Raw genomic sequence first — 24,995 nt, 5'->3', positions numbered from 1 at the left:
CTCACTCTTTTTTTATGTCTTTTCATCTTTGTTTGTATTGAGTATCAAGTAAGATATTCGCTTATTTTTTCCCAATAATTTACGTGATCTACATCTAAAATTTCGCGAAAGTGAGGACTACTGCCTAAGCTAAAAGAAAACGATAAGGATGCCGATATGAAATGGTTCTTTATTTTACTTAGCTTTTGCTGCTTTAGTGTGTTTAGCGGAGAAAACACCAGAGAAGATGAATTAAGTCACTTTGACACGCCGTTTCTCATCGGAGACTGGTATTTAATGAACCCAAACCCCGAAGAGTCGGCTGAAAATTTTCGTGCGATAAAACTGTCACTGGGTTCCGACTACAGCTTTTCTATTGATATTCAAAAGAAAGATTATTCTGTCGATCATTGGGAAGGATTGTATAACGCCAATGAAGACACCATCGTTCTTGGCTTAAACACAGATGAGCCTCAAATTTATGCCTATCGCAATAATCACAATACGCTTGATCTTAATGGTGTGACTTTTACTAAAGGGTTGTCTAACTCGCTAGCGGGCATATGGTCTAGCTCTTATGTATCCGGAGATGGCCTTGTGGCAAACAACATCAACCATATGGATCTGATACTTCAACCTGACTTCGTGTTTATGTTTCGGGTATCCAACGAAGAAGGAGATGAGTCAATCAAGCAAGGTGTTTTCTATACAGAAGATGAATATTTAGTCTTGCTCTATGAAAATGGCGAGCACGGGACCACCTATAAGCTCAACAAAAATGAATTAACGATTGAAGATTCAAATGGCGATATGTACGCGGTACTTAATCGGGTAACGCCTTGATAGCTTATCTTGCTACGACAAATTACGCGAGCATACGGTAAATTGTCAATGTTGTTTAAATGTTAATCAAAAAACGGAGCTAGAGCACTAAAAGCTCCGTTTTTTGATGGAAAGACTTGTATTCTGATACCACAACCCCTACAAATAGCTTATATAGTGATACCAGAACTGCATTTTTGATCATGCAGTCTGGTATTTTTGTTGTTCGACATACAAGGATTTATGCTCATGTCCCAAGCTCCCCAGGCCAAATATCGTAAAGATTATCAAGAGCCATCTCACGCGATTACCGATATCGATCTTACGTTTGATCTTTATGACAATGACACCATCGTTACGGCGATATCAAAGGTTGTTCAAAAAGGCGATATAACAACGCTAGAACTCGATGGCGAAGGGCTTGAGCTACGCGCTGTAAAAGTAAATGGTGAGGATTGGGCTCATCACGAAGTGAAAGAATCATCGCTTGTACTGACCGATCTTCCATCCGAGTTTGAACTTGAAATCGTCACTAAAATTGATCCTGAAGCGAATACAGCACTCGAAGGTTTGTACAAATCAGGCGGCGCATTTTGTACTCAGTGTGAGGCCGAGGGCTTCCGTCGTATTACTTATTATTTAGATCGTCCTGATGTTCTGGCAAAGTACACGACAAAAGTGATCGCAGATAAATCCGCTTATCCATATTTGCTGAGCAATGGTAACCGAATTGCAGAAGGCGATGCAGAGAACGGTCGTCATTGGGTTCAATGGCAGGACCCGCATCCAAAGCCAGCTTACTTGTTTGCTCTTGTCGCAGGGGACTTTGACGTACTGCGTGACAAATACACAACGATGTCAGGTCGCAGTGTTGATTTAGAAATCTTTGTTGATAAAGGTAACTTAGATCGTGCAGGCCATGCGATGACATCGCTGATCAACTCGATGAAGTGGGATGAAGAACGCTTTGGCCTTGAATACGATCTGGATATTTACATGATCGTTGCCGTTGATTTCTTCAATATGGGCGCAATGGAAAACAAAGGCCTAAACATCTTTAACTCAAAGTATGTTCTGGCGAATGACCAAACGGCGACCGATCGTGACTACTTAGGTATCGAAGCTGTAATCGGTCATGAGTACTTCCATAACTGGACTGGCAACCGTGTCACTTGTCGTGACTGGTTCCAACTAAGTCTAAAAGAAGGCTTAACCGTATTCCGTGACCAAGAATTCTCTTCTGACTTAGGCTCTCGTGCAGATAACCGCATCGATAACGTACGTATCATCCGTGGCCCTCAGTTTGCAGAAGATGCAAGCCCAATGTCTCACCCGATTCGTCCTGACAAAGTCATTGAGATGAACAACTTCTACACGCTAACAGTGTATGAAAAGGGCAGCGAAGTTATTCGCATGTACCATACACTCCTTGGCGAAGAGGGCTTCCAAAAAGGGATGAAACTTTACTTTGAACGTCACGATGGTACTGCTGCGACATGCGAAGACTTTGTTTCTGCAATGGAAGATGCCACCGGTGTCGATTTAAAACAATTCCGTCTATGGTACAGCCAGTCTGGTACACCGACGCTGCGCGTAAATAGCGAATACAATGCCAATGCAAAAACTTACGCACTAACGGTAGAGCAATTTACGGAGCCAACGCAAGACCAGGCTGAGAAGCAAGCGCTGCACATTCCGTTTGATATCGAGCTGTACGATTCGAAAGGTCACGTTATCCCGTTGATGATTAACGGTGAATCGGTTCATAACGTGCTAGATATTAAACAAGATAAGCAAACGTTCGTATTTGAAAATGTCGAAGAACAGCCAGTGCCATCTTTGTTGCGTGAATTCTCGGCACCAGTAAAACTAGAATACGACTACAGTGATGATGAATTAGTCTTCTTGATGAAGCACGCGACGAATGACTTCGCTCGTTGGGATGCAAGCCAAATGCTATTGGCTAAGTACATTCGTCAGAACGTGAAAAACGTTCAAGCCGGACAAGAAGTATCGCTTTCTGAAGGCGTGATAGATGCGTTCCGTGGTGTGCTATTGGATGAGACGCTTGAGCCAGCTTTCATTGCTCAAGTTTTCTCTTTGCCTTCAATTAATGAGATTACTGGCTGGTACCAGCAAATTGACATCGATGCCGTAGACAAAGTTCTAAACAGCATTACAGTGTCACTTTCCCAAGAGTTAGAAGATGAGCTAAGTGCAACTTATCATACACTGAAGCAAACAGAGTACACGATCGATCATGCTGCGATTGGCAAGCGTGCATTACGTAACCGTTGTCTGCAATACCTAGCACATACGGAAAAAGGTAATGATTTAGTGAAAGCACAATACGCATCTGCAAATAACATGACAGATACGATTGCAGCGATGAGTGCGGCAAATAGTGCACAGCTTGAGTGTCGTGAAGTTCTAATGGCAGATTATAGCGATAAATGGAAGCACGATGGTTTGGTTATGGACAAGTGGTTTGCACTTCAAGGTAGCAATCCTGCAGAGGATGCACTTGAAAAAGTGAAAGCTACCATGAACCACGAAGCATTTAGTTTGAAGAACCCGAACCGTACGCGCAGTTTGATTGGTTCGTTCTTAAGTGCCAACCCTGTGCGTTTTCATGATAAATCCGGTGCAGGTTACCAATTTGCAGGAGAAATCCTTCGCCAACTTAATGATTCGAACCCACAAGTTGCATCTAGAATGATTGATCCTTTGCTTAAGTTCCGTAAATACGATGAAGGTCGCCAAGCTTTGATCAAAGCAGAACTTGAAAAGCTCAAAGCAATGGATAATCTTGCTAAAGACTTATTCGAAAAAGTGACTAAAGCACTAGACGAATAGTAAACAACACAATAGGGTGGTCATTAAGGCCACCTTATTGTTTATGTCACTTAGTTTTTACTTCATGAACTATTACTACTTCAACCTCAACATTTCATATCAAACGTTTTTATCCCATTATTCTGGCGCGGCAAGTGTTGTTCAAGTCGTCACACATAACGGTTTACGTTTGCAGTTACCCGCCGCACGATTCAGACCATTTCTTAGTCAATTAGGCATTAAAGGCCAGTTTAGACTAACAACTGACCAAAATAATAAGTTTCTTAAGTTAGAAACTCTGTGATGTATTGTATTTGCAGAGAGTTAAATAGGAATCTTAGTCACAGAATCGGACATTTCACCTCTTACCACCACGATTAGTTGTTAAACATTTGTAATTATGCTTTTACAATGGGCACATGCATTACCTATGCTTAGTTTCTAAGGTAACAACCTAGCTACTAAGTCCCCCTACAAAACAACAATTCTAATGTGGAGTGTGAATATGACCGCGCGTGAAAATGTAGTGCCGGTTCTGCTTGAAAAAGTTTACCAACTGATTCAAGACAAACTCGAGCTTTCTCACCAAACGCTTGTAACTAAACTTGCTCAACACTTATTCAGTAACATTGCTGATGATGACCTGATTCAGCGAAACGAATCCGATCTTTATGGTGCTGTCGTCAGCCTTTGGCACCATATCAATGAAAAAAAACCAGAAGAGATTTCGGTACGAGTATTTAACCCGACCGTAAGTCGTCAAGGCTGGCAATCCACACACACAATCGTAGAAATTGTTGTTCCAGATAGTCCATTCTTAGTGGACTCAGTCAAAATGGCTTTAGCGCGTTTGGACCTTGTTTGCCACCTAATGTTAAACAACCCAACACAGATACAGCGTGATAAAAAAGGTCAAGTTACCGGCGTAAACGGTGAGGGTGGTGTTCTTCAATCACTGTTCCATATCGAGGTAGACCGCCTTACTAGTAAAGAAGAGATGCAAGCGCTTAAAGAAGAGCTGTTAAAAATTCTATCTGACACTCGTTTAGTCGTTGATGACTGGAAGCAAATGGTTGATAAGCTTAAGCTTGTGACTGATGAACTTGAGAAAAATAAAGATCGTGTTTCCATCCAAACAGATCGTATGGATGAAACGATCGCATTTCTTCGTTGGCTAGAAGATCATAACTTTACCTTTATGGGTTACAAAGATTATGACTTAGAAGAAGTCAATGGTGATACCGAGCTTGTTCCTGCTAAAGAGAAAGGACTTGGTCTATTTGCTGATGACAAGCGTGTACGTAGCGTCAAGCTATCTGAGCTTTCAGACTCTGCGCGGTTAGAAGCGAAAAAGCCATACGCTCTGATTATCACAAAAGGTAACAAAGCATCTCGTATTCACCGACCAGCTTATACTGATTACATCGGTGTTAAGAAGTTTGATGAAAACGGTAAAGTAATAGGTGAGCATCGCTTTACTGGTTTATATACCTCTGCCGTGTATAACCAAGCGGTACAAAGCATCCCTCTGATCCGTGAAAAAGTGGACCGTATCCTTGAAGCGAGCGGATACCGTCACGGATCGTATTCATACAAAGCATTGCACAATATCTTAGAAAACTACCCACGCGATGAACTACTCCAAGCAAATGAAGAAGAGTTGCTTGAGGTGGGTATGGGTGTTGTACAAATGCAAGATCGTGACCTACTGCGTTTATTTGTTCGTAAGGACCCATTTGGTCGTTTCTTTAGCTGCATGGTTTATGTCACTAAAGATCGTTACAACACAGAGTTACGTCGTCAAACTCAACGCATTCTTAAGCAGTACTTTGGTTGCGAGCAAGAGGTTGAATTTACAACGTTCTTCTCAGAAAGCCCACTAGCGAGAACACATTACATTGTTCGTGTAGACAATAACAACATTGACGTAGACGTGAAAAAGATCGAGCAAAACCTAATGGAAGTTTCTACCTCTTGGGATGACAGACTAAAAGAATCCATCATTGCTAACTTTGGTGAAAGCAAAGGCCTTCCTCTTTCAAAAGAATACATGAGTGCGTTCCCTCGCTCATACAAAGAGGACATGATGCCAGGTTCTGCGGTTGCAGATATTGAACGCTTAGAAGCGTTAAGTGATGATAATAAACTTGGTATGTTGTTCTACCGACCTCAAGAAGAGGGGGCGGATTCAAAAGCTGTTCGCTTGAAGCTGTACCATCGCGATGAGCCAATCCATCTTTCTGACGTAATGCCAATGCTTGAAAACCTTGGCTTACGAGTGATCGGTGAATCACCGTATGAGATCGAGAAAAACAACGGACAGACATTCTGGATCCTTGATTTCTCTATGCTGCATAAGAGCGAGAAAACGGTTGATCTTCGTGAGGCTCGTGATCGTTTCCAACAAGCATTTGCCGCAATTTGGGCGGGCAACCTTGAAAGTGATGGTTTTAACCGATTGGTACTAGGTGCGTCGCTATCTGGGCGTGAGATTTCCATTCTTCGTGCTTATGCTCGATACATGCGCCAAGTCGGTTTCCCATTCAGTCAACAATACATCGAAGACACGCTAAGCCACTACCCAGACTTAGCAACAGGTCTAGTCAAGCTGTTCACCAAGCGATTCGATCCGAAACACAAAGGCAGTGAAAAAGGCCAAAACGATCTGATTAAAAAGCTAACAGAGCAGTTGGATCGTGTAGAGAGCTTGGATGATGATCGTATTATTCGTCGTTACATCGACATGATCATGGCGACACTTCGTACTAACTACTATCAATTAGACGAAAGCAAGCAACCTAAGCCTTGGTTATCTTTGAAAATGAAACCGAGCGATATTCCAGAGATTCCGCAGCCTGTACCCGCGTTCGAGATCTTTGTGTACGCACCAGATATTGAGGGTGTTCACCTTCGTGGCGGAAAAGTGGCTCGTGGTGGTTTACGTTGGTCAGACCGTCAAGAAGATTTCCGTACTGAGATTCTTGGCCTAGTGAAAGCGCAACAGGTTAAGAACACTGTTATTGTACCTGTGGGTGCAAAAGGCGGCTTTGTTTGTAAACGCCAGCCATCTCTCACAACCCGTGATGAGATTTTTGCTGAAGGCCAACGTTGTTACAAACGATTTATTCGTGCTCTACTTGATGTATCAGATAACATCATTGAAGGTGAAGTCGTGCCACCACAAAACGTTGTGCGCCATGACGAAGATGACCCATACCTAGTAGTGGCTGCAGATAAAGGCACAGCAACATTCTCAGATCTAGCGAACTCTGTTTCTGCAGAGTACAACTTCTGGTTAGGTGACGCATTTGCTTCAGGTGGTTCAAATGGTTACGACCACAAAGCGATGGGTATCACTGCAAAAGGTGGTTGGGAATCTGTTAAGCGTCACTTCCGTGAAATGGGCATCAACTGCCAGACCACTGACTTTACCGCAATCGGTGTAGGTGATATGGCAGGTGACGTGTTCGGTAACGGTATGCTGTTATCGAAGCACATTCGATTGCAAGCTGCCTTTAACCACATGCACATCTTTATTGATCCAAATCCAGATTCAGCCACCAGCTGGGAAGAGCGCAACCGCTTGTTTAATCTGCCAAGATCAAGCTGGGAAGATTACAATAAAGATTTGATCTCTCAAGGTGGTGGCATCTTCTCTCGTCGATCAAAATCGATCCAGTTAACGCCAGAAATTCAGAAAATGTTAGGTACTAAGAAAGCATCTTTAGCGCCTAATGATCTGATTAAGATGATCTTGAAAATGAAAGTCGATCTGCTTTGGAATGGTGGTATCGGCACTTACGTTAAAGCATCGACAGAAACTCATACGGATGTTGGTGACCGTGCTAACGACATGCTGCGCATTGACGGCCGTGACTTAAGAGCAAAAGTGGTTGGCGAAGGCGGTAACTTGGGTATGACTCAGCTTGGTCGTATTGAATACGCACTGACTGGCGGCCGAGTGAACACAGACTTCGTTGATAACGTGGGTGGCGTTGACTGTTCGGATAATGAAGTCAACATCAAGATCTTCCTTAATGGACTGGTTTCAAATGGCGATCTTACGGTTAAGCAACGTAACCAAATTCTAGAGTCTATGGAAGACGAAGTGGGTGAAATTGTCTTAGATGATGCTTACCGTCAATCTGAGTCGATCTCCGTTACTGAACAGCAAGGTGTTGGCATTGTTAAGGAACAAATTCGATTCATCCATACCATGGAAAAAGCAGGGTACTTGGATCGTGCTCTCGAATACATCCCTGATGATGAAACGCTAATTGAGCGTGAAAAACAGGGGCTAGGTCTGACTCGTCCAGAGTTATCGGTTTTAGTCGCTTACGGTAAAATGGTACTGAAACAGCAGCTCGTTACGGATGAAATCGCGAATGACGAATTCCATGCGAAACAGCTTGTTGAGTACTTCCCAAGTGCGTTACGACGTAACTATAAAGATCAAATGGTTAATCACCCACTGCGAGCTGAAATTATCGCTACAGCATTGGCTAACCAGATGGTTAATGAAATGGGCTGTAACTTCGTCACTCGTTTGCAAGAAGAAACCGGTGCAAGTGTTGTCGATATTGCTAACGCATACAGTGCGGCTCGTGAAATTTTCGATCTAGAAGCAATTCTTAAGCAGACTCGTGAACTCGATAATATCGCCACTGCTCAAGCTCAGTACGAAATCATGTTTTATGTTCGTCGAGCACTACGTCGAATTGCACGTTGGTTGCTTCGCAACCGCAGTGGTAAATGCACAGTTGGTGAGCTGATTGCTATCTACAAGCAAGATGTCAATGTTATCACTGAAACCTTAGACACTATGCTGGTTGAGTCTGAAGTAGAAGAACACAATGAACTTGCTCAAGGGTGGATTGAGAAAGGGGTAGAAGAGAAACTTGCACATCAAGTCGCTCGTTTATCCAGCTTACAATCTGCACTGGATATCTCATCAGTGGCGAGTGAAACAGGTAAAACGGTTGAGCAAGCATCGAAGCTCTACTTTAACTTGGGTGACCGTTTATCGTTACACTGGTTCTTGAAGCAAATTAACAGCCAAGCCGTTGATAATAACTGGCAGGCACTAGCAAGAGCTGCATTCCGAGAAGATTTGGACTGGCAACAACGTCAACTTACGGCTCAGGTATTAAATTGCGGCTGTGCAACGGAAGAGCTAGACGTGATGAAAGCGTTAGAAGATTGGATGGAAACTAACGAGCAATCACTGCACCGTTGGGAAAGCATCTTGAATGAGTTCAAAGTTGGCTCTGTCCACGAATTTGCTAAGTTTTCTGTAGCACTTCGAGAATTAGTACTCTTGAATCTCAACTGTTCGTCGAAAGAGTAGATGAGCTAGTCAAATTGTAAATAAAAGCCTCGTTATTTAGCGAGGCTTTTTTGTTGCTCATCGTTTCTACTATAGTGCGGGTGAGTTACAGCGTAACAGCGCTGGGAAGTTAAAATAGGCTGAAATCGATTGCTTTAGGGTGGTTAGTTATAAATTTTATTGTTGAAATCTTACTCTAATTGTTTGTTTTATATTTGAAAATATTAGAAAGATATAGGTTTTTACTTAATACATTCATTTTCATTGAATTACGATGAAAAACAGTAAATAATATTGTCCCGTTTATACGGGGCTTTTTTCTTTCGGAGGCACAATGCTTTACCGTCTAGCCAGAACTGGCTTTTTCCAACTCGATGCCGAGAAGGCACACGATCTTGCAATCAAGAACTTCCAACGCTTTAACGGCACACCACTTGATCTCTTTTACCGCCAACAATTACCAACTCGTCCAGTTGAGTGTATGGGACTAACATTCCGTAACCCAGTAGGTCTTGCGGCTGGCTTAGATAAAAACGGTGAATGCATTGAAGCATTTGATGCCATGGGCTTTGGCTTTGTCGAAGTTGGCACAGTAACACCTCGTCCGCAATCAGGGAATGATAAACCACGCTTATTTCGCTTAGTCGAAGCTGAAGGGATCATCAATCGCATGGGCTTTAACAACCTAGGCGTTGATAATTTGGTCGAGAATGTAAAGCAAGCAAAATTCAACTGTGTTCTCGGAATTAATATTGGTAAAAACAAAGACACACCAATTGAGAAAGGGGCAGAGGACTACCTGATTTGTATGGAGAAAGTGTATGAGTACGCAGGCTACATTGCGGTTAATATCTCATCACCAAACACTCCGGGTCTTCGTTCACTTCAATATGGTGAAGCGCTTGATGAACTACTTTCTGAATTAAAAGCGAAACAAGCGGAACTTTCAGAGAAATATAACAAATACGTCCCGCTAGCATTAAAAATTGCGCCTGATTTGAGTGACGAAGAAATCTGCCAAATCTGCGATTCTTTATTGAAAAACAATATAGATGGTGTGATCGCGACTAACACAACTCTGGATCGCACGATCGTAGAAGGAATGAAACACGCCAATGAGGCAGGTGGTTTAAGTGGTCGCCCTGTGCAATCACGCTCTACGGAAGTCGTACGTAAGCTTCATGAAGAGCTAGGAGACAAACTTCCAATTATCGGTGTTGGTGGTGTGGATTCCTATGTTGCAGCCAAAGAAAAGCTGATGGCAGGCGCTAAACTTGTTCAAGTCTACACCGGTTTTATTTACCACGGCCCAGGCCTAGTACGTGATATTGTTAAGAATCTTTAACATACACATCAAAAACCACTGAAAAATCAGTAGCTATTACATAAAAAAGAGGACTTTGTTTCCTCTTTTTTTTTATCCGTTCGTTTGTAAAATTTAAAAATCACGAGTAGGTAATTAAGCGTCTTACCTCTTTACCACTGATTTAACTAGTCAAGAGAGAACGGAATAATGCTTAAACCCAGCGACAAATGGAATTGGTATTTTGACGAGCAAAAAGCTTGCTTAATGCTGGATCTGGGGGAGGAAATGATTTTCCAAACCAATTTATCCCGAAAATTGTTGGTTAACTGTGCCTTCTCAAACAATGAATTTACCGTTGATGACGCCAGTGCATTCCAAACGTTTAATGAACGTATTCGATGCCTCGACATCAGTGAATACCGCCAAGCTGAGTTAACACTGTATTGTGTTGCGGCAAAGCGCTTTCATAAACCTGTACAGCCTAAAAGCTGGTTCTTTGACGCACAGTCCTCAGGTTACGAGCCTGAAGAAGGGGACATGGTCTTTCTAACAAACCAATATTCTGATGGCATGTTCATCGTGTTAGAACCAGGCGAGACGTCGAGCTTATGTGCTTACGTTAACCAAGAAGCGTTTGTGCTTGATGGCAATAAGGCGCTTCAGTTTGGGCAGCCGATTAAAGTAATGCATGACCGCATGGCTTGTGCAAATCACCTCTTTGCAATAACCCCTATGGCAATGGTGGGGTAAACCTGTTTAATTTTTTCTTTATTTCGTTCCTTTGTTTGCATTAGTCGACCTCGTTAGGTCGATTTTTTTTGTCCTTTCGTTTGATACTAGAGCCCCATCAGCCATGAAACTGTATGTTTTCTATGCATGCAAACATGAAGCTGGTCACTTTTATTTTACTTATTTCAATCTGATGACTCCCTTAACTAGGCAACCTAGCGCTTAAAATGACCCCATTTATTCCCCTATAAGGCAAAAATGTAAGTAACTTACATCAATAATCATTGTCTGGTATATACCAAAATTGATGTAAATAAGTATTCACTTCTTTCCAAGGGAACAAAATTTCGTTCGTGAATAAAAAACACTCAAATTGAAGATGTTGAAAGTTTCAGATCATTTTGTTGGTGATGATTTGAACTAACAGGTGGGGAAATTCCTTTAAAAACGAGGCATTGATCGTAAAGTCAGGTATAATTGAAGCCATTTTTTATCAGCGAAAGAACACTATGAATCAATATCTCGCGGTAACTTCAAATGGCATGGAAAATTTGCTTGTTGAAGAACTGACTAAACTAGGCATTGAAAATGCGAAACCAGTACAGGCAGGCGTAAAATTTAAAGCGACAAACGAACAGGTTTATCGCTGTTGTTTGTGGAGCCGTTTAGCGTCTCGATTTGTACGTGTTTTATCTGAGTTCACGTGTAACAACGACATGGACTTGTATTTATCTACATCTGCTATTAACTGGGTTAACCAATTTCATAGCTCTAAACGTTTTGTTGTGGACTTTAACGGCACAAACCGTGAGATCAGAAATAGCCAGTACGGTGCGATGAAAGTCAAAGATGGCATCGTAGATTGCTTTGAAAATAAAGGATTGCCGCGTCCCAACATCAGTAAAGAACGCCCAGATGTTCGTATCCACGTTCGTTTGCATAAAGATAAAGCGTTGCTTGGGATCGATATGGTAGGCAGTGGTTTGCATCAACGTGGCTACCGACCAGAATCGGGTCGTGCCCCGTTACGTGAAACGCTTGCTTCTGCGATTATCATGCGTTGTGGCTGGGATGGGCATCAACCATTACTCGATCCAATGTGCGGTTCTGGTACTTTGCTTATTGAAGCTGCGATGATGGCTGCCAACATGGCTCCTGGCGTTAAGCGAAAGCAATGGGGTTTCGAAGTGTTGGAAGACTTTGAACCAGAGACTTGGGCAGAGATTAAATCAGAGGCTAATGTTCAAGCTAGACGAGGTGTCAAGAAAGTTGACGCTAAGTTTTTTGGCTTCGATAACGACCCTAAAGTATTAAAAGTTGCTCAAGAAAACGCGCGCAGAGCAGGCGTTGAAGAATTGATTGAGTTCGCACAAGGTGATGCTGCAACTATTACTCGTCCTGCAGGATTTGAACACGGTGTTATCGTTTCAAACCCACCTTACGGTGAACGTCTGGGAACTGAGCCGGGGCTAATTGCGCTCTACACCGCATTTGGTGGACAGCTAAAATCTGAGTTTGGTGGATGCAAAGCCTCTATCTTCTCGAGTTCAGACGAGCTTCTGAGCTGTCTTCGTATGCGTGCTGATAAACAGTTTAAATTGAATAATGGTGCGTTACCTTGTCACCAAAAGAACTACAGTATTGCAGAGCGCAGTGCTGATGAAGTGAACGGGGCTGATACTAATGTTCAAATCGCACCAGACTTTTCAAACCGTTTAAAGAAAAATATTGGCAAGATTGGCAAGTGGGCTCGTAAAGAGAAATTAGGTTGCTACCGAATCTATGACGCAGATCTTCCTGAATACAATGTGGCGATAGACGTATACGGCGATCAAATCGTAATTCAAGAGTATGCTGCGCCAAAAAACATTCCAGAAGAAAAAGCAAAACGTCGCCTAACGGATATCATTCGTGCAACGATTCAGGTGACAGGTGTAGAGGCGAACAAAGTTGTACTTAAAGTTCGTGAAAAGCAGAAGGGTCGCAGCCAATACCAAAAATTAGGTCAGGTATCAGAGACGCTTGAAGTAAACGAGTACGGTGTGAAGCTGATCGTAAACCTTCATGACTATCTAGACACTGGCTTGTTCTTGGATCATAAGATCACTCGTCGTCGCTTAGGTGAAATGGCGCAAGGTAAAGATTTCTTAAACTTGTTTGCATATACTGGGAGTGCGACGGTTCACGCAGCGGTTGGTGGCGCTCGTTCCACAACGACTATTGATATGTCAAATACCTACTTGAACTGGGCGAAAGACAATATGCAGCTTAACGGCTGTGTAGGACGTCAGCATCGCTATGAACAAGCAGACTGCTTGCAATGGCTAGAAAACGCGAAAGGTGAGTACGACTTGATCTTTATTGATCCACCTACGTTCTCTAACTCTAAGCGTATGGAAACATCATTCGATGTACAACGTGACCACATTAAACTGATGAAGAATCTTAAACGTTTACTAAGAAGTGAAGGCACTATCGTATTCTCGAATAACAAGCGCCACTTCAAGATGGATGAAGAGTCGCTGGCTGAACTTGGTTTGAAGGCTCAGAATATTTCTTCTCAAACGTTACCATTAGATTTTGCGCGTAATAAACAGATTCATAACTGTTGGCTAGTAACGCACGCGTAGTATAAACAAAAGGATTAATACGTGCTGATATTGTATAGCACGGAGGGATGCCATCTTTGTGAGATGGCATTTGCTCTAGTAGACCAAATTGGTTTGGCCGAGCAAACAGATATCATTGATATTGCGTTCGATGATGCACTGTTTTCTCGTTACGGCGTCACAATACCCGTATTAAAGTATCAAGATTCTGAGTTGAACTGGCCGTTTGACTTAGAACAACTCACACATTGGTTGGATAATAATGGCATTACTTACCATTCATAACGCACAACTTGCATTTGGTGACCACCCATTGCTGGACAAAGCGGAGTTCGCTCTTCAAGAAAACGAACGCGTTTGTTTAGTGGGTCGCAACGGAGCAGGCAAGTCCACGTTAATGAAAGTGCTTGCCGGCGACATTTTGTTGGACGACGGCAAGATTCAAATCACTCAAGACGTCGTTGTTTCTCGACTTGAACAAGATCCACCGCGTAATCAAGAGGGTACGGTTTACGAATACGTATCTGGCGGTTTGGCTGAAATCGGCGAACAACTGAAGATCTATCACGATCTTCTCGATCTTGTTGCTCAAGATCCGAGTGAGAAAAACATCAACCGTTTAGCCAAGGTTCAAGAGCAGCTTGACCATTCTAATGCTTGGCGTTTTGATGACCGTGTTAAGAACGTACTTGGTGCTTTAAAACTAAGTCCAGAAACTCAACTGACCGATTTATCCGGTGGTTGGCAACGTAAAGCCGCTTTAGCTCGCGCGCTGGTTTGTGACCCTGATGTATTACTTCTTGATGAGCCAACAAACCATCTTGATGTAACAACTATCGAATGGTTAGAGAACTTCTTAAAAGACTTCAAAGGCTCGATCATCTTTATTTCTCACGACCGTGCGTTCATCAAATCAATGGCAACACGCATTGTTGATTTAGATCGCGGGCAATTAGCTTCTTTCCCTGGTGATTACGACAACTACCTAGAAGAAAAAGAAGAGATGCTCCGCGTTGAAGAAATGCAGAATGCTGAATTCGACAAAAAGCTTGCTCAAGAGGAAGTTTGGATTCGGCAGGGCATTAAAGCACGCCGAACTCGAAATGAAGGTCGTGTACGCGCATTGAAGAAACTTCGTGAAGAGCGTCGCGATCGCCGGGATGTCCAAGGCAAAGTTAACCTTAATATCGATGATGCTTCACGTTCAGGGAAAATTGTATTTGAAGCAGAAAACATATCTTTTGCTTACGAAGGCAAGACAATCGTCGACAACTTTAGCTTTAACATTATGCGCGGTGACCGTATTGCACTTATCGGACCAAATGGCTGCGGTAAGAGTACGGTACTTAAATTGCTATTAGGGCAATTGGAAGCGCAGTCTGGTCGTTTACACTGCGGAACAAAATTAGAAGTCGCGTACTTTGATCAGTACCGAGAGATTTTGGATCCAGAAAAGACAGTGATCGATAACTTAGCGGATGGGAAACAAGAAGTAATGGTTGGGGGACGTCAGCGTCATGCGCTGAGTTATCTTCAAGACTTCTTATTTGCACCTAAGCGCGCAAGAACCCCGGTTAAGGCGCTCTCTGGTGGTGAGAAAAACCGATTACTGCTAGCTCGTATCTTGTTGAAACCAAACAACTTACTTATTCTTGATGAACCAACCAACGATTTGGATATCGAAACGTTGGAACTTTTAGAAGAAATGCTTGCCAACTATCAGGGCACGTTGCTTTTAGTTAGCCACGACCGAGAGTTTGTTGACAATACTGTTACCACAAGCTGGATCTTCGAAGGAAACGGAGTGATTGAAGAGTTTGTTGGTGGTTATCACGATGCAAGACAGCAGCGTGAACAGGTATTGGCGGTTCGTCAAGCGGTTGAAAAGCCAGCGAAAAAAGAAAAAGTGGTTGAGGAAACTCCCAAAACAACCCAACCTAAGAACAACTCGAAGAAGTTATCGTATAAGCTGCAAAGAGAATTAGAAGCTCTACCAGCTAAACTAGAACAATTAGAGTCGGATATCGAGGGCCTTCAGGAGCAAGTGAACGATCCAGAGTTCTTTGCTAAACCTGTAGAGCAAACTCAGCCGGTATTGGAACAGCTTGCTGCACTAGAGCAGGAGTTGGAAATCGCATTCGAGAGATGGGAAGAACTCGAAGCAATGCAACAGGATAGTTAAGAATTCAATGAATTGTAGTAATAAATTCAAATTGACCGCCATTGCAATGATGGTTGGTACCACAATGAACGCACAGGCGGCATTGTATCAAGTGGTTGAGGTTTCACCTCAGGATCATGGCTCAAACGGTGACTACCAAACGGCTTATGGGGTTGCAATTCAGCAAGGTGATGCGGGTACAGATCCTTCAACAGGTTCCCCTTTCGCTTTGGGCTGTTTTGATGCGGCAGCAAACTGTACACCAGACCAATTTAAGCTTGCGATGGAAACTCGCACAACACCTATTTCAGCAACACAAGCCGTGGATGGAAATAGCTATCGTGAGGAAATTCCATTTGGATTGGACGCGGGCTTTTATTACATCCAAGAACTCAAAGATTTTGAACGTTACTGTTATAACCAGCTTCGCTATTCTACTTGTGACTCTTGGGCTTCTGTAAACTGGACCCCATGGAACAAAGAGCGTAGTAAAGACTTTACTTCTAATGCGTTAGCATTTGTAGAAGGCGATTCTGCTGCTTATAAAAATGAATATAACAATGTTATCAATCAGCTTACCGAAGATGGTGCCGCTGTCGGTAATCAAAGTAAAGTCAACAGTGAAAACAAGTCGACACTGGAAACAAGAAATACCGTCGTAGCACCTGTTGAACCAAATTTTGTTACAGGTGATAACGACGCAAGCGTTGTGCAAAGCCACGCTTGGAAAACCGATGGCACTTTTACCGTTGGTAGTGTATCTCGAACAGCAAGTAATACCAATGGCGCTCACCACACATCGAAAGCAGCTATTTGGGATCAAAGTGGAACCGTCAGTGAATTGGCTTGGCCAAGTGGCACATCTAAAGATGGAGAAAGACTGGCTCAAGGAAGCATGCGTGACCTTGTCACAGATGGAACAACGGTTTACGGCGTGGGTTACAACACATACAGTGATGATAACTATCTGAATGCTACTGTTTTTGTTGGAACACTAGAGGCAGAAGGTAGCGTTGAAAACGCAACTTGGAAAAACAAAGTTGTTGTAGGAGCTAGACAGCGTGAAGGTGATGATACGGTTCATACAAACTCACGATTAACCGATGTTAACTCAAATTTTGTTGCTATTGGTGAAGCAAAACGTTCCGGCGGATATCTAATGCCAACGGGCTCTGCTCCAAATCGTCTCTTTATCGTAAATGATGTTCGTAAGGATTCTATTAACGCTTTTTACCCAACTACAGGTATTTTCTTTAGCGGTGCGGGCGGTAAGATGGGCGGGATCAACTCTTACAATGAAATTGTCGGACAGCTCGATGCGGAAACGACACGTGAAGACGATGGTAAGCCACGTCGTAAGCGCGGTTTTATCTACCCATATAGTGTAGGTGGTGAGACTAGTGAACGTGCTTCAACACTATTTAATGGAAAAGCTTGGTTCCTAGATAGTTTGACTAATGGCGGTGACTACTCTGAACAAAACAACCAGTTCCGTATTCTTGACGCAACCGATATCAACGATGCAGGTGTGATTTCTGGTACCGCGATGAAATGTGCTGGCGGTTACAGTACAACAGCAAACAATGCGACATGTAGTTCTGATGAACAAATCGTAGCTGTAAAATTGGTGCCTATTGCAGGTGCGACTGAGAAGGACATTGTGTCTCGAAGCGTTGACTCAACGACAACAGAGCGTCAAGGTGCAGGCCTTGGTTGGTTAGCTTTGACCATGCTTGGATTGTTTGGGTTCCGTAGAAAATAGTCAAAAATCGTCAGTAATTTTTAAATCAAGCAGAGGCTCACACATTTGAGCCTCTGCTTTTTTTATGCCTTGAGAAATCACTCAACTTGATCGATTCTTATAAGTGGAGTCATAAAAACTCCATCAAAGTTTCACAATAACAGCTGTACGTTAGTAAATGGACCTGTATGAGGAATTAACTATGAAGAGACAAAAGCGTGATCGCCTAGAACGAGCTCAATCTCAAGGCTATAAAGCTGGGTTGAATGGAAGGTCTCAAGAGGCTTGCCCATATCAACAAGTTGATGCTCGGTCGTATTGGTTAGGTGGTTGGCGTGATGCCAGAGATGAAAGACAATCTGGACTCTACAAATAAACTCTCCACATACAAAAAGAAGGATTCGAAAGGGCTCTACGGAGCCTTTTCTACATTTATAGACTAGGCAAACAAAAAGGCCCCTAAATAGGAGCCTTTATAAATCGATTAAAGTCGTGATTAGAAGTTTGAAGTGTCTTGGAACAAACCAACTTTCAAATCTTTCGCAACGTAGATTTCTTTGCCATCTACGCATACACGACCGTCAGCCAAACCCATTACCAGCTTACGGTTTACGACGCGTTTCATATGGATTTCGTAGGTTACTTTTTTCGCCGTCGGTAAGATTTGGCCTGTAAACTTCACTTCACCAACACCTAGAGCGCGACCTTTACCTTTACCGCCAACCCAGCCAAGGAAGAAGCCAACAAGTTGCCACATCGCGTCAAGGCCAAGACAGCCAGGCATTACCGGGTCACCAGGGAAGTGGCAATCAAAGAACCACAAATCTGGAGTAATATCCAATTCCGCCAAGATCAAACCTTTACCAAAATCGCCCTCTGTCTCAGACATTTTAGTAATACGATCCATCATTAGCATGTTTGGTGCAGGAAGCTGAGGGTAACCTGGTCCAAATAGCTCACCCTGGCTAGAAGCAAGTAGATCGTCACGGTTATAAGAATCACGTTTGTTTTGCATTATCAATTACTCCAATTTTTGATAGCTGCATCTTAGTGAACACGTGTACGCTAAACAACTCCGATCAGTACTAGACAAACCAGTTTTTGATGCGCTGCACAATTCCTTCTGGATGCTCATGTCTTTCAAAGTTTTCAATACGTTCCGCTATTTTGCCAATAATGCTATCGTCTTCGCCTCTGAAGGGTTTATTCATAACAATCGGAATAGCTTCATCTACCGTAGAGACGGACCAAATATGGAACTCACCATTTTTAATGCTTTCTATTACATCTTTATGTAATGCAAGGTGTTTAAGGTTTGATTTCGGCATGACAACGCCTTGATTTCCCGTAAAACCCTGATGTTTACAAACCTGATAAAAACCTTCAATTTTCTCGTTCAAGCCACCGACTGCTTGCACTCGACCAAACTGATCGACGGCTCCTGTAACCGCAACTTGTTGATTAATTGGAGATTCAGATAACGCACTCACCAAGCAACAAAGTTCTGCGAGAGATGCGCTGTCACCGTCAACTTCACTATAAGACTGTTCAAATACGATCGAGGCAGAGTAAGGCAGAGGTTCATCTAATTTTAGAGCAGAGCTTAAGAAAGCTTGCATAATCATCATGCCTTTCGCATGTAGATTGCCGCCAAGTTCAGCTTTGCGCTCAACATCGGAAACATCGCCATCACCAAAGTGAATTACACACGATATTCTGGCAGGCTCACCATAGCTCACAGGGTGTCCAGCCATATCGATGACGGTTAGGCCATTGATTTGGCCAACTTGCTCCCCAGTTGTCTCAATGATGACTTGTCCATCTAAAATATCGTACACGGCACGCTGAGGAAGATAGGATTCGCGGTAATACTTGTCGTCAATCGCTTTATCTAATGACTCGTAATCTAATGTTTGGCCATCACTGAACTGGCTGGCAAGTGTTAGAAGTTGAGAATGCCACATTACACCTAACGGCAAATAATGTTGATCTTCAGTAAATCTCATACCAGCTAGCAACAGTCTTCTAAAGCCACATTCCGTTAAGTGAGGCATCTGATATTGAGAACATATCCAGTTCACCAAACCAAAGTAATCTGTCAAATTCTGCTCTGACAAATGAATATCTTCTTCAACTTCGGTATACATGGCAAAGCCTGAACAAAAGTCCTCGTCGATATATTCTAGCTCTGCTAACTGACTTCTTTCCCCAGTTACAATCAGTTTTACATCATAAGCTTTAGATGGCGGTACTGAAGTAGGTAAGCGAGTAGGGCTTAGGTTCAGTGGTTCGATAAGGTTTTGTTGAATTGCAGACTTTATATTCGGCCAAAGTCCCGGGTTAGCCAGAATGAGATTAGCAGGTACAATCAAATAACCGTCGTCAGCTTGTGAAATCAAGCCTGGTTGGAAGGCAATATCACCACTTACATCAACACTGTAACGGTCAAATAAACGTTTGGCATCAAGTGATTCCGACAAAACAATCGCAGCGTTAGAATGACTCTGAAGAGCTTTACTGATGAAATCTCTATAGACAGAATTATCGACGCAGTTAATGAGTAGCACGCGTGTCAATCCCGACATTTTGGAAAAGCGAGATATCGTTGCCGACATCCTCGGTTGAAGATCAGTAAAAGACTTCTTTGGTAACGAAGGTGCAGACTTTAAAAGTGCTTCGTACTGCTCAAGTGAAGGTGTTACGTCTTGCCAATTAAGTTGGTTCATTAAAATTCATCGTAATTCAATCTTGCCGACATTATAACGAAATGGACTATAACACCCTAGCACCAATTTGGTTCGCTCACGGCATTCAACACTCAATGAACAATACTTAGACAAATGAGTGATCAACATCGATACTTCTAAGAGTTTTATTTGCCCAAGTAAATTATCTGGGTTACGCTGTCACTAGGTTATGTTTATGGGTCGGAATAAATGAAATATCAGCAGCTTGAGAATCTAGAGTGTGGGTGGAAATGGAAGTATCTCATCAAGAAATGGAAAGATGGTGAAGCAATTACCCGACATATTGATACAAGTGAAGCAGATGCCGCGGTTGCAGAGCTAAAACGTCTTGAACACGAACCTACGCTTGTATTAGCTTGGATAGAAAACCACATGTCAGAAGAGTTGGACAACAAACTCAAGCAGGCTATCCGAGCGAAAAGGAAGCGTCATTTCAATGCAGAGCAAGTCCATACAAAGAAAAAGTCCATTGACTTAGATTATCGAGTTTGGGAAAAGCTTTCTAGCAGAGCAAACGAGCTCGGTTGTACATTATCTGACGCAATTGAATATCTACTTTCTGAAGCATCGAGAAGTGAAAAAGCGAGTCAAAAAGTTACCTCGATCAAAGAGGATTTGAGTAAATTGCTATCTAGCTAGGATAGGGAGTGCCAAATGTTATATGTAATCTTAATTGCTGCCATCGTAATCTTTTGGTTGATCGCAGTTGATAGACCAGTGCTAAAAGTAAAGTTTGATAACGGCCATATCAGTAACGTAAAAGGGCATCTACCACCTTCTTTCAAACATAACTTACAAGATATTAGTGAACACAATCCGTTTAGTGGTGAAATGAAGGTATATAGCCAACGAACCGGCATGCGTTTGAGCTTTTCCAAGGACGTTCCCAAAAAAATCCAACAGCGGATTCGCAACGTTTTTCCGCATCAAGGTTTCAAAGCGAGCAAAGGCAAGAAGCGAGCTTAATTACATATCAGTTACTTAATCGTGTTAAATGGGACGCAATATAGCGTCCCATTTTCGTATCTATAGAAAAATTATTTATCATTGATTAATCAATAAGATAAACGGGCTTAAATTATGCGATACGTTGTAACTTTAATATTCTTACTCTTCGTAAGCACTCCAGCTTTGTCTGACGACTCGGAAACGAACCCATTGGCTAAAAAGATTAAAACTAAGATTCAAAGGAAAGCGGACAATAAATTTGATGGCTACCAAGGTTATTGCGATGTCATGATAGAGATGGAACACAAAGGTAAAAAAGCAGTAATAAAAAGAGTAACCAGTAGTGGTGACAAAAAAGTTTGTCGGTATGTGAAATCCAACTTGAGGAAAGGAAAACGCTATCGTTATAAATATCCAGAAAAGTATATTCGGCTTCATATAGCCACAGGTTCGTGATTTCAATGTTGATTAGAAGCATCGGGCAGCAAGAGCGCAAAGCTTTCAGACTCGATGAACTAGATGAAAATGAAGTGGCTCTCGTGTAATTGGTTGGGAATGCAGATCGCAATAATAATCCGCAGATAAAAGCAGTATGGGAAGGAATAGCAAAAAAGTATAACGGACTTGGATTATCAAGCATTTCAATGGTTTGTGCCGGATTGGCCTTAGTGATTGCAAGTCCACAGGAACCACTATTACAGTGCGCATTATATGTGTTATGTTAAATTGGGAGTGTTCGTACGCCAAATGTTGCCAATGAGCACTCCTATTCCCCTGTGGATTTGAAATTTAAGGTCCCCATCATAACCATTAAACATAATGGCTATTTACCATAAAATACTTAATATAGATCTTAATAATCTATCGATTGTTAAGATCTATATTAATGCTTTTTCTACTTACAGAAATGGCTGTATAGCTTCAAAGATATCTTGTCTTCGAACTGGTTTGGAAATGAATCCATCCATACCTGCGTCAAGGCATTTATCTCTATCACTTTCTAGCGCATGAGCGGTTAATGCGATGATTGGAGTCTTGAAGCCTTTATCTCGGAGAAGCCTTGTTGCAGTAATCCCATCCATCACTGGCATCGAGACATCCATAAGAATCAGGTCGATTAAATCCTCATTTTCCTCTAAGAACGTTAATGCTTCTGCTCCATGACTTGCGATATGAACATTATGACCAAGCTTATTTAAAATAAGCTTTATTACAAACTGATTCGACTCGGTATCTTCGACTACGAGAAGATCCATCGCTTTTATTGGTTGGTTGTTTTCTATTTTAACTGGACGATTTTGATTGCACCGAGTTAAAACGGGAATCTTAATAGTAAATGTTGAGCCGACATGCTCGTCACTTTTAACGATAATCTTGCCGCGCATCATTTCAACTAAATGCTTGGTTATTGCTAGCCCTAGTCCTGTACCACCAAAGCGTCTCGTGATGGAACGATCACCTTGATGAAATGCCGTAAATAGATGTTCTTGCTTGGCTTTAGATATACCAATTCCGGTGTCTGATATTGAAATTACAAGCTCGGAGTCTTGCTCAGATACTGAAACTTTTACTTCTCCTTCATCAGTAAACTTTATTGCATTCCCAATAAGATTAAACAGGATTTGAGATAATCGCGTAGAGTCAATCCAAAACTGTTTGTCGGTAGTTACCATGCAATTGAGTTTAAATTGAAGGCTCTTCTTCTTAGCTATTTGTTTTTGTTGAGAAATAACAAAAGTGACAGTGTCTCTTAAATTAACCCACTGCTCATTGAGTTGAAAGCGACCTGATTCAATTTTTGAGAGGTCAAGGATGTCGCTGATAATCGCGAGAAGCAACTCCGCTGAGCATTCCATTTGGCTCAGGGCATCGATTTGCTCTTCTGATAAGGTGGATTGTTTCAGAATATCGAGCATTCCAAGGACGGAATTTAGAGGGGTTCTAATTTCATGACTCATCATCGCTAAGAATTCTGACTTTGAGCGATTTGCAAGCTCTGCTTCTTCTCTTGCTTTAGCAAGCTGAGTTGTTCGCACTTCAACAATACGTTGTAACTTCTCTTTGGTCTCAATATCGATGACAGCCCTCTCAATTAAAGGCCGAAAGCGTCTTAAGGTTTCCTTATTTTCTATGCTAAAGTGCCCTTTCTTAGCACCAATAAGTAAGATGACCGTTTGTGTTACTTCTGAACGTATGCCCGTTAGGACTACCGAGTTTACATGGCTTTTTATAAAGCTGTTCAGGTTAATAAACTCCGCAAGCCTATCTGGTTCGAACAGCAGAATACATTCGCCATTCAGCGCCCTCTCAGATGCGTTACCGTGTAACCAAGATATGTTATCAAATACACTATTTGTCGATATCAACGTTTTGAAGGGGTACCTCTCATCATCACGAGTTAGAACGATAAAATCATCAAAGTTGATGTACTTCTTAAGGACATTATTTAATCCCGTAAATATCTCGTGCCGGTTTTTTGCTTCACTCATCGCGGATATCGCTGAAAGAATAGCTTTATTCTCATCGGCGAGCAGTCGTTCTCTTTGCCTAGCCTGTTTTAGTTCGACTAACGCTTCTTGCAGCGCTTCCTGTTGGTATATGTCTAAGTATTTATCTTTCATAAGGTTTATGGAATATCGCTGATGAAATCATCAGGTTTCCATGTCCATTCTCACCACCAATAAATCTACCTTGCTCACCAAAAGTAAAAGGGCAAATAAAAGGTAACTGTTCTAGTTCTTGGTTAATTTGTTCACAAACGCTATTCATGTCTTGCATTAAGTGCAACATAGGACCTGCGCAAAAGATGTTTATCACCCCAATTTTTCGAGATTCTTCTAATTTTTGATTAAAGGCTGCATTTACAACTTTAGCGGCGCGTGCAACGAGGTGTTCTCTGCTTCCTTTCATTAAAGTGAGTTCATCACCCTCTTCTATTCGTGTAAATAGCTCAATTCCTCCATCTCGCGTCTCACGAATTGGATGGGACAATTTGTAATATGGACGCTCATAGAGGTGGCCAGCGACACGCCCTAGTGGATAAGCACTCGAGTTTGTAAATAGCAGGTTGTTTTTACCTACTTGGTTATCTTGATGGTTTGTCCACTTTCTATAAACATTGAGGGCTGGTTCGTCATCAATTTCTAGTAAGCACCTATCGTTAGTTTTGGTTGCAACCCCTTTAATATTGGTTGGAGTGTGCCCAGCACTAAAAGCAATATCTACAGGTTGTGAGGAGTAAAACAATGTCAGACTTAAACCTGCAGTTTGAGATCCTTGGGCGGTAATAACAGACCATTTTCCCGCGATATGATTATCAGCGGCTGAACCACCAATAATTGGGATCAGCGTACCAAACCTTTCATCTATAGATGCAATGATTGATTCCTCTTGCCCTGGAGTTGCATGAAGCAGTATTAAGTTTGGCACTTCTCCTACACGGTTAGCGTTCTCAAGAGCCATATCTAAGGCTCTAGTTACACTGTCACCTGAGTCATAGTTAGAAATACCAGTTCCATAAGCATGAGGGCCTGAATCATAAATTGCGAGCGCCGCAATCACTGGGCCCGTATGAAACCCCCGGTCTGTCATTACTGCTTGGCATGAACTAGCTCCATGAAAAGGCACTCCAGGAAAATGTTCAAGAAAAGCTTCTCGAATTAACTCGAAGTCGTACTCTTCCGTGTAGTAGCACATCACGTAAGACAAGTTCTGTTGTGTCAGCTCGGACCTAAGCGTTTCTATCGCTGAGTCTTCATCTTTAATATGAGTAAAAACTGATTGGCAATGCAT

Annotated in this window: 18 protein-coding genes and 1 pseudogene; 15 read left to right on the top strand and 4 right to left on the bottom strand. The window is 42.3% G+C overall.

The annotated features are described in order from the left end of the window. The first annotated feature begins 156 nt into the window (after window positions 1-156). From L3V30_RS10485 to rmf, 11 genes are all read left to right on the top strand, one after another. Window positions 157-822, top strand: coding sequence for a hypothetical protein (locus tag L3V30_RS10485; RefSeq protein ID WP_005396553.1), 666 nt, complete (start codon window positions 157-159; stop codon window positions 820-822). A 228-nt stretch (window positions 823-1,050) separates the two neighbouring features. Further along, window positions 1,051-3,657 (top strand): aminopeptidase N, encoded by a 2,607-nt coding sequence (gene pepN / locus L3V30_RS10480; RefSeq protein WP_237308871.1) that lies wholly within the window; start codon window positions 1,051-1,053, stop codon window positions 3,655-3,657. A 64-nt stretch (window positions 3,658-3,721) separates the two neighbouring features. Then, window positions 3,722-3,940, top strand: coding sequence for a DUF2835 domain-containing protein (locus L3V30_RS10475; RefSeq protein WP_046876238.1), 219 nt, complete (start codon window positions 3,722-3,724; stop codon window positions 3,938-3,940). A gap of 201 nt (window positions 3,941-4,141) precedes the next feature. Next, window positions 4,142-8,983 carry an NAD-glutamate dehydrogenase gene (locus tag L3V30_RS10470; protein ID WP_237308870.1) on the top strand — a complete coding sequence of 1,614 codons (4,842 nt, stop codon included), beginning with the start codon at window positions 4,142-4,144 and terminating at the stop codon, window positions 8,981-8,983. Between the two features lie 313 nt (window positions 8,984-9,296). After that, window positions 9,297-10,307, top strand: a complete 1,011-nt coding sequence (gene pyrD / locus L3V30_RS10465; protein ID WP_237308869.1) for a quinone-dependent dihydroorotate dehydrogenase — start codon at window positions 9,297-9,299, stop codon at window positions 10,305-10,307. A 168-nt stretch (window positions 10,308-10,475) separates the two neighbouring features. Beyond that, a complete protein-coding gene (locus tag L3V30_RS10460; protein ID WP_005396505.1) occupies window positions 10,476-11,018 on the top strand; it encodes a cell division protein ZapC in 543 nt (180 codons plus the stop codon). 488 nt (window positions 11,019-11,506) lie between these two features. After that, window positions 11,507-13,627, top strand: a complete 2,121-nt coding sequence (gene rlmKL, locus L3V30_RS10455) for a bifunctional 23S rRNA (guanine(2069)-N(7))-methyltransferase RlmK/23S rRNA (guanine(2445)-N(2))-methyltransferase RlmL (protein WP_237308868.1) — start codon at window positions 11,507-11,509, stop codon at window positions 13,625-13,627. Between the two features lie 21 nt (window positions 13,628-13,648). Then, the gene (locus tag L3V30_RS10450) at window positions 13,649-13,891 is read left to right on the top strand and encodes a glutaredoxin family protein (protein ID WP_074190119.1); all 243 of its coding nucleotides are present in this window, start codon (window positions 13,649-13,651) and stop codon (window positions 13,889-13,891) included. Then, a complete protein-coding gene (locus tag L3V30_RS10445) occupies window positions 13,869-15,788 on the top strand; it encodes an ABC transporter ATP-binding protein (RefSeq protein ID WP_237308867.1) in 1,920 nt (639 codons plus the stop codon). The genes L3V30_RS10450 and L3V30_RS10445 overlap by 23 nt, the downstream gene beginning before the upstream one ends. Window positions 15,789-15,795: 7 nt before the next feature. Then, entirely contained in the window at window positions 15,796-17,529 is a 1,734-nt protein-coding gene (locus L3V30_RS10440; RefSeq protein WP_006743220.1) for a DUF3466 family protein, read from the top strand. A 181-nt stretch (window positions 17,530-17,710) separates the two neighbouring features. Then, window positions 17,711-17,884: a ribosome modulation factor gene (gene rmf / locus L3V30_RS10435; RefSeq protein WP_005377453.1), complete on the top strand. Its 174-nt coding sequence runs from the start codon at window positions 17,711-17,713 to the stop codon at window positions 17,882-17,884. A 120-nt stretch (window positions 17,885-18,004) separates the two neighbouring features. Here the strand turns inward: rmf and fabA are convergent, their stop codons facing one another. Continuing rightward, entirely contained in the window at window positions 18,005-18,523 is a 519-nt protein-coding gene (gene fabA / locus L3V30_RS10430; RefSeq protein WP_005396499.1) for a bifunctional 3-hydroxydecanoyl-ACP dehydratase/trans-2-decenoyl-ACP isomerase, read from the bottom strand. A 70-nt stretch (window positions 18,524-18,593) separates the two neighbouring features. Beyond that, window positions 18,594-20,234 carry a Lon protease family protein gene (locus L3V30_RS10425; protein WP_005396498.1) on the bottom strand — a complete coding sequence of 547 codons (1,641 nt, stop codon included), beginning with the start codon at window positions 20,232-20,234 and terminating at the stop codon, window positions 18,594-18,596. A 210-nt stretch (window positions 20,235-20,444) separates the two neighbouring features. Between L3V30_RS10425 and matP the strand changes: the two genes are divergently transcribed. The 4 genes and pseudogenes from matP to L3V30_RS10405 form a co-directional block, all read left to right on the top strand. Then, on the top strand, window positions 20,445-20,894 hold the full coding sequence (matP, locus tag L3V30_RS10420; protein ID WP_005396497.1) for a macrodomain Ter protein MatP: 450 nt from the start codon (window positions 20,445-20,447) through the stop codon (window positions 20,892-20,894). Window positions 20,895-20,909: 15 nt separating this feature from the next. Next, window positions 20,910-21,221, top strand: a complete 312-nt coding sequence (locus L3V30_RS10415; RefSeq protein WP_005396496.1) for a DUF3634 family protein — start codon at window positions 20,910-20,912, stop codon at window positions 21,219-21,221. Between the two features lie 114 nt (window positions 21,222-21,335). After that, on the top strand, window positions 21,336-21,659 hold the full coding sequence (locus L3V30_RS10410) for a hypothetical protein (RefSeq protein ID WP_237308866.1): 324 nt from the start codon (window positions 21,336-21,338) through the stop codon (window positions 21,657-21,659). 65 nt (window positions 21,660-21,724) lie between these two features. Then, a pseudogene (locus L3V30_RS10405) lies at window positions 21,725-21,928 on the top strand (DUF3693 domain-containing protein); the annotation flags it as partial. Between the two features lie 174 nt (window positions 21,929-22,102). Here the strand turns inward: L3V30_RS10405 and L3V30_RS10400 are convergent. Together L3V30_RS10400 and L3V30_RS10395 are read right to left on the bottom strand one after the other, a co-directional pair. Then, the gene (locus L3V30_RS10400) at window positions 22,103-23,824 is read right to left on the bottom strand and encodes an ATP-binding protein (RefSeq protein ID WP_048626397.1); all 1,722 of its coding nucleotides are present in this window, start codon (window positions 23,822-23,824) and stop codon (window positions 22,103-22,105) included. Then, entirely contained in the window at window positions 23,814-24,995 is a 1,182-nt protein-coding gene (locus L3V30_RS10395) for an FIST N-terminal domain-containing protein (RefSeq protein WP_048626396.1), read from the bottom strand. The genes L3V30_RS10400 and L3V30_RS10395 overlap by 11 nt, the downstream gene beginning before the upstream one ends.

Source organism: Vibrio sp. A1-1 (assembly GCF_021728175.1).
In the GTDB taxonomy this organism is placed as follows: Bacteria; Pseudomonadota; Gammaproteobacteria; order Enterobacterales; family Vibrionaceae; genus Vibrio; species Vibrio diabolicus.
Note: the sequence above shows the minus strand (reverse complement) of the source record. Positions and strands in the feature narration are given on the sequence as shown.

Bases quoted from the DNA above. Each gene is read 5' to 3' on its own strand.
- L3V30_RS10485 (WP_005396553.1), top strand. From the start codon at position 157: ATGAAATGGTTCTTTATTTTACTTAGCTTTTGCTGCTTTAGTGTGTTT.
- pepN (WP_237308871.1), top strand. From the start codon at position 1,051: ATGTCCCAAGCTCCCCAGGCCAAATATCGTAAAGATTATCAAGAGCCA.
- L3V30_RS10475 (WP_046876238.1), top strand. From the start codon at position 3,722: ATGAACTATTACTACTTCAACCTCAACATTTCATATCAAACGTTTTTA.
- L3V30_RS10470 (WP_237308870.1), top strand. From the start codon at position 4,142: ATGACCGCGCGTGAAAATGTAGTGCCGGTTCTGCTTGAAAAAGTTTAC.
- pyrD (WP_237308869.1), top strand. From the start codon at position 9,297: ATGCTTTACCGTCTAGCCAGAACTGGCTTTTTCCAACTCGATGCCGAG.
- L3V30_RS10460 (WP_005396505.1), top strand. From the start codon at position 10,476: ATGCTTAAACCCAGCGACAAATGGAATTGGTATTTTGACGAGCAAAAA.
- rlmKL (WP_237308868.1), top strand. From the start codon at position 11,507: ATGAATCAATATCTCGCGGTAACTTCAAATGGCATGGAAAATTTGCTT.
- L3V30_RS10445 (WP_237308867.1), top strand. From the start codon at position 13,869: ATGGCATTACTTACCATTCATAACGCACAACTTGCATTTGGTGACCAC.
- L3V30_RS10440 (WP_006743220.1), top strand. From the start codon at position 15,796: ATGAATTGTAGTAATAAATTCAAATTGACCGCCATTGCAATGATGGTT.
- rmf (WP_005377453.1), top strand. From the start codon at position 17,711: ATGAAGAGACAAAAGCGTGATCGCCTAGAACGAGCTCAATCTCAAGGC.
- fabA (WP_005396499.1), bottom strand. From the start codon at position 18,523: ATGCAAAACAAACGTGATTCTTATAACCGTGACGATCTACTTGCTTCT.
- L3V30_RS10425 (WP_005396498.1), bottom strand. From the start codon at position 20,234: ATGAACCAACTTAATTGGCAAGACGTAACACCTTCACTTGAGCAGTAC.
- matP (WP_005396497.1), top strand. From the start codon at position 20,445: ATGAAATATCAGCAGCTTGAGAATCTAGAGTGTGGGTGGAAATGGAAG.
- L3V30_RS10415 (WP_005396496.1), top strand. From the start codon at position 20,910: ATGTTATATGTAATCTTAATTGCTGCCATCGTAATCTTTTGGTTGATC.
- L3V30_RS10410 (WP_237308866.1), top strand. From the start codon at position 21,336: ATGCGATACGTTGTAACTTTAATATTCTTACTCTTCGTAAGCACTCCA.
- L3V30_RS10400 (WP_048626397.1), bottom strand. From the start codon at position 23,824: ATGAAAGATAAATACTTAGACATATACCAACAGGAAGCGCTGCAAGAA.
- L3V30_RS10395 (WP_048626396.1), bottom strand. From the start codon at position 24,995: ATGCATTGCCAATCAGTTTTTACTCATATTAAAGATGAAGACTCAGCG.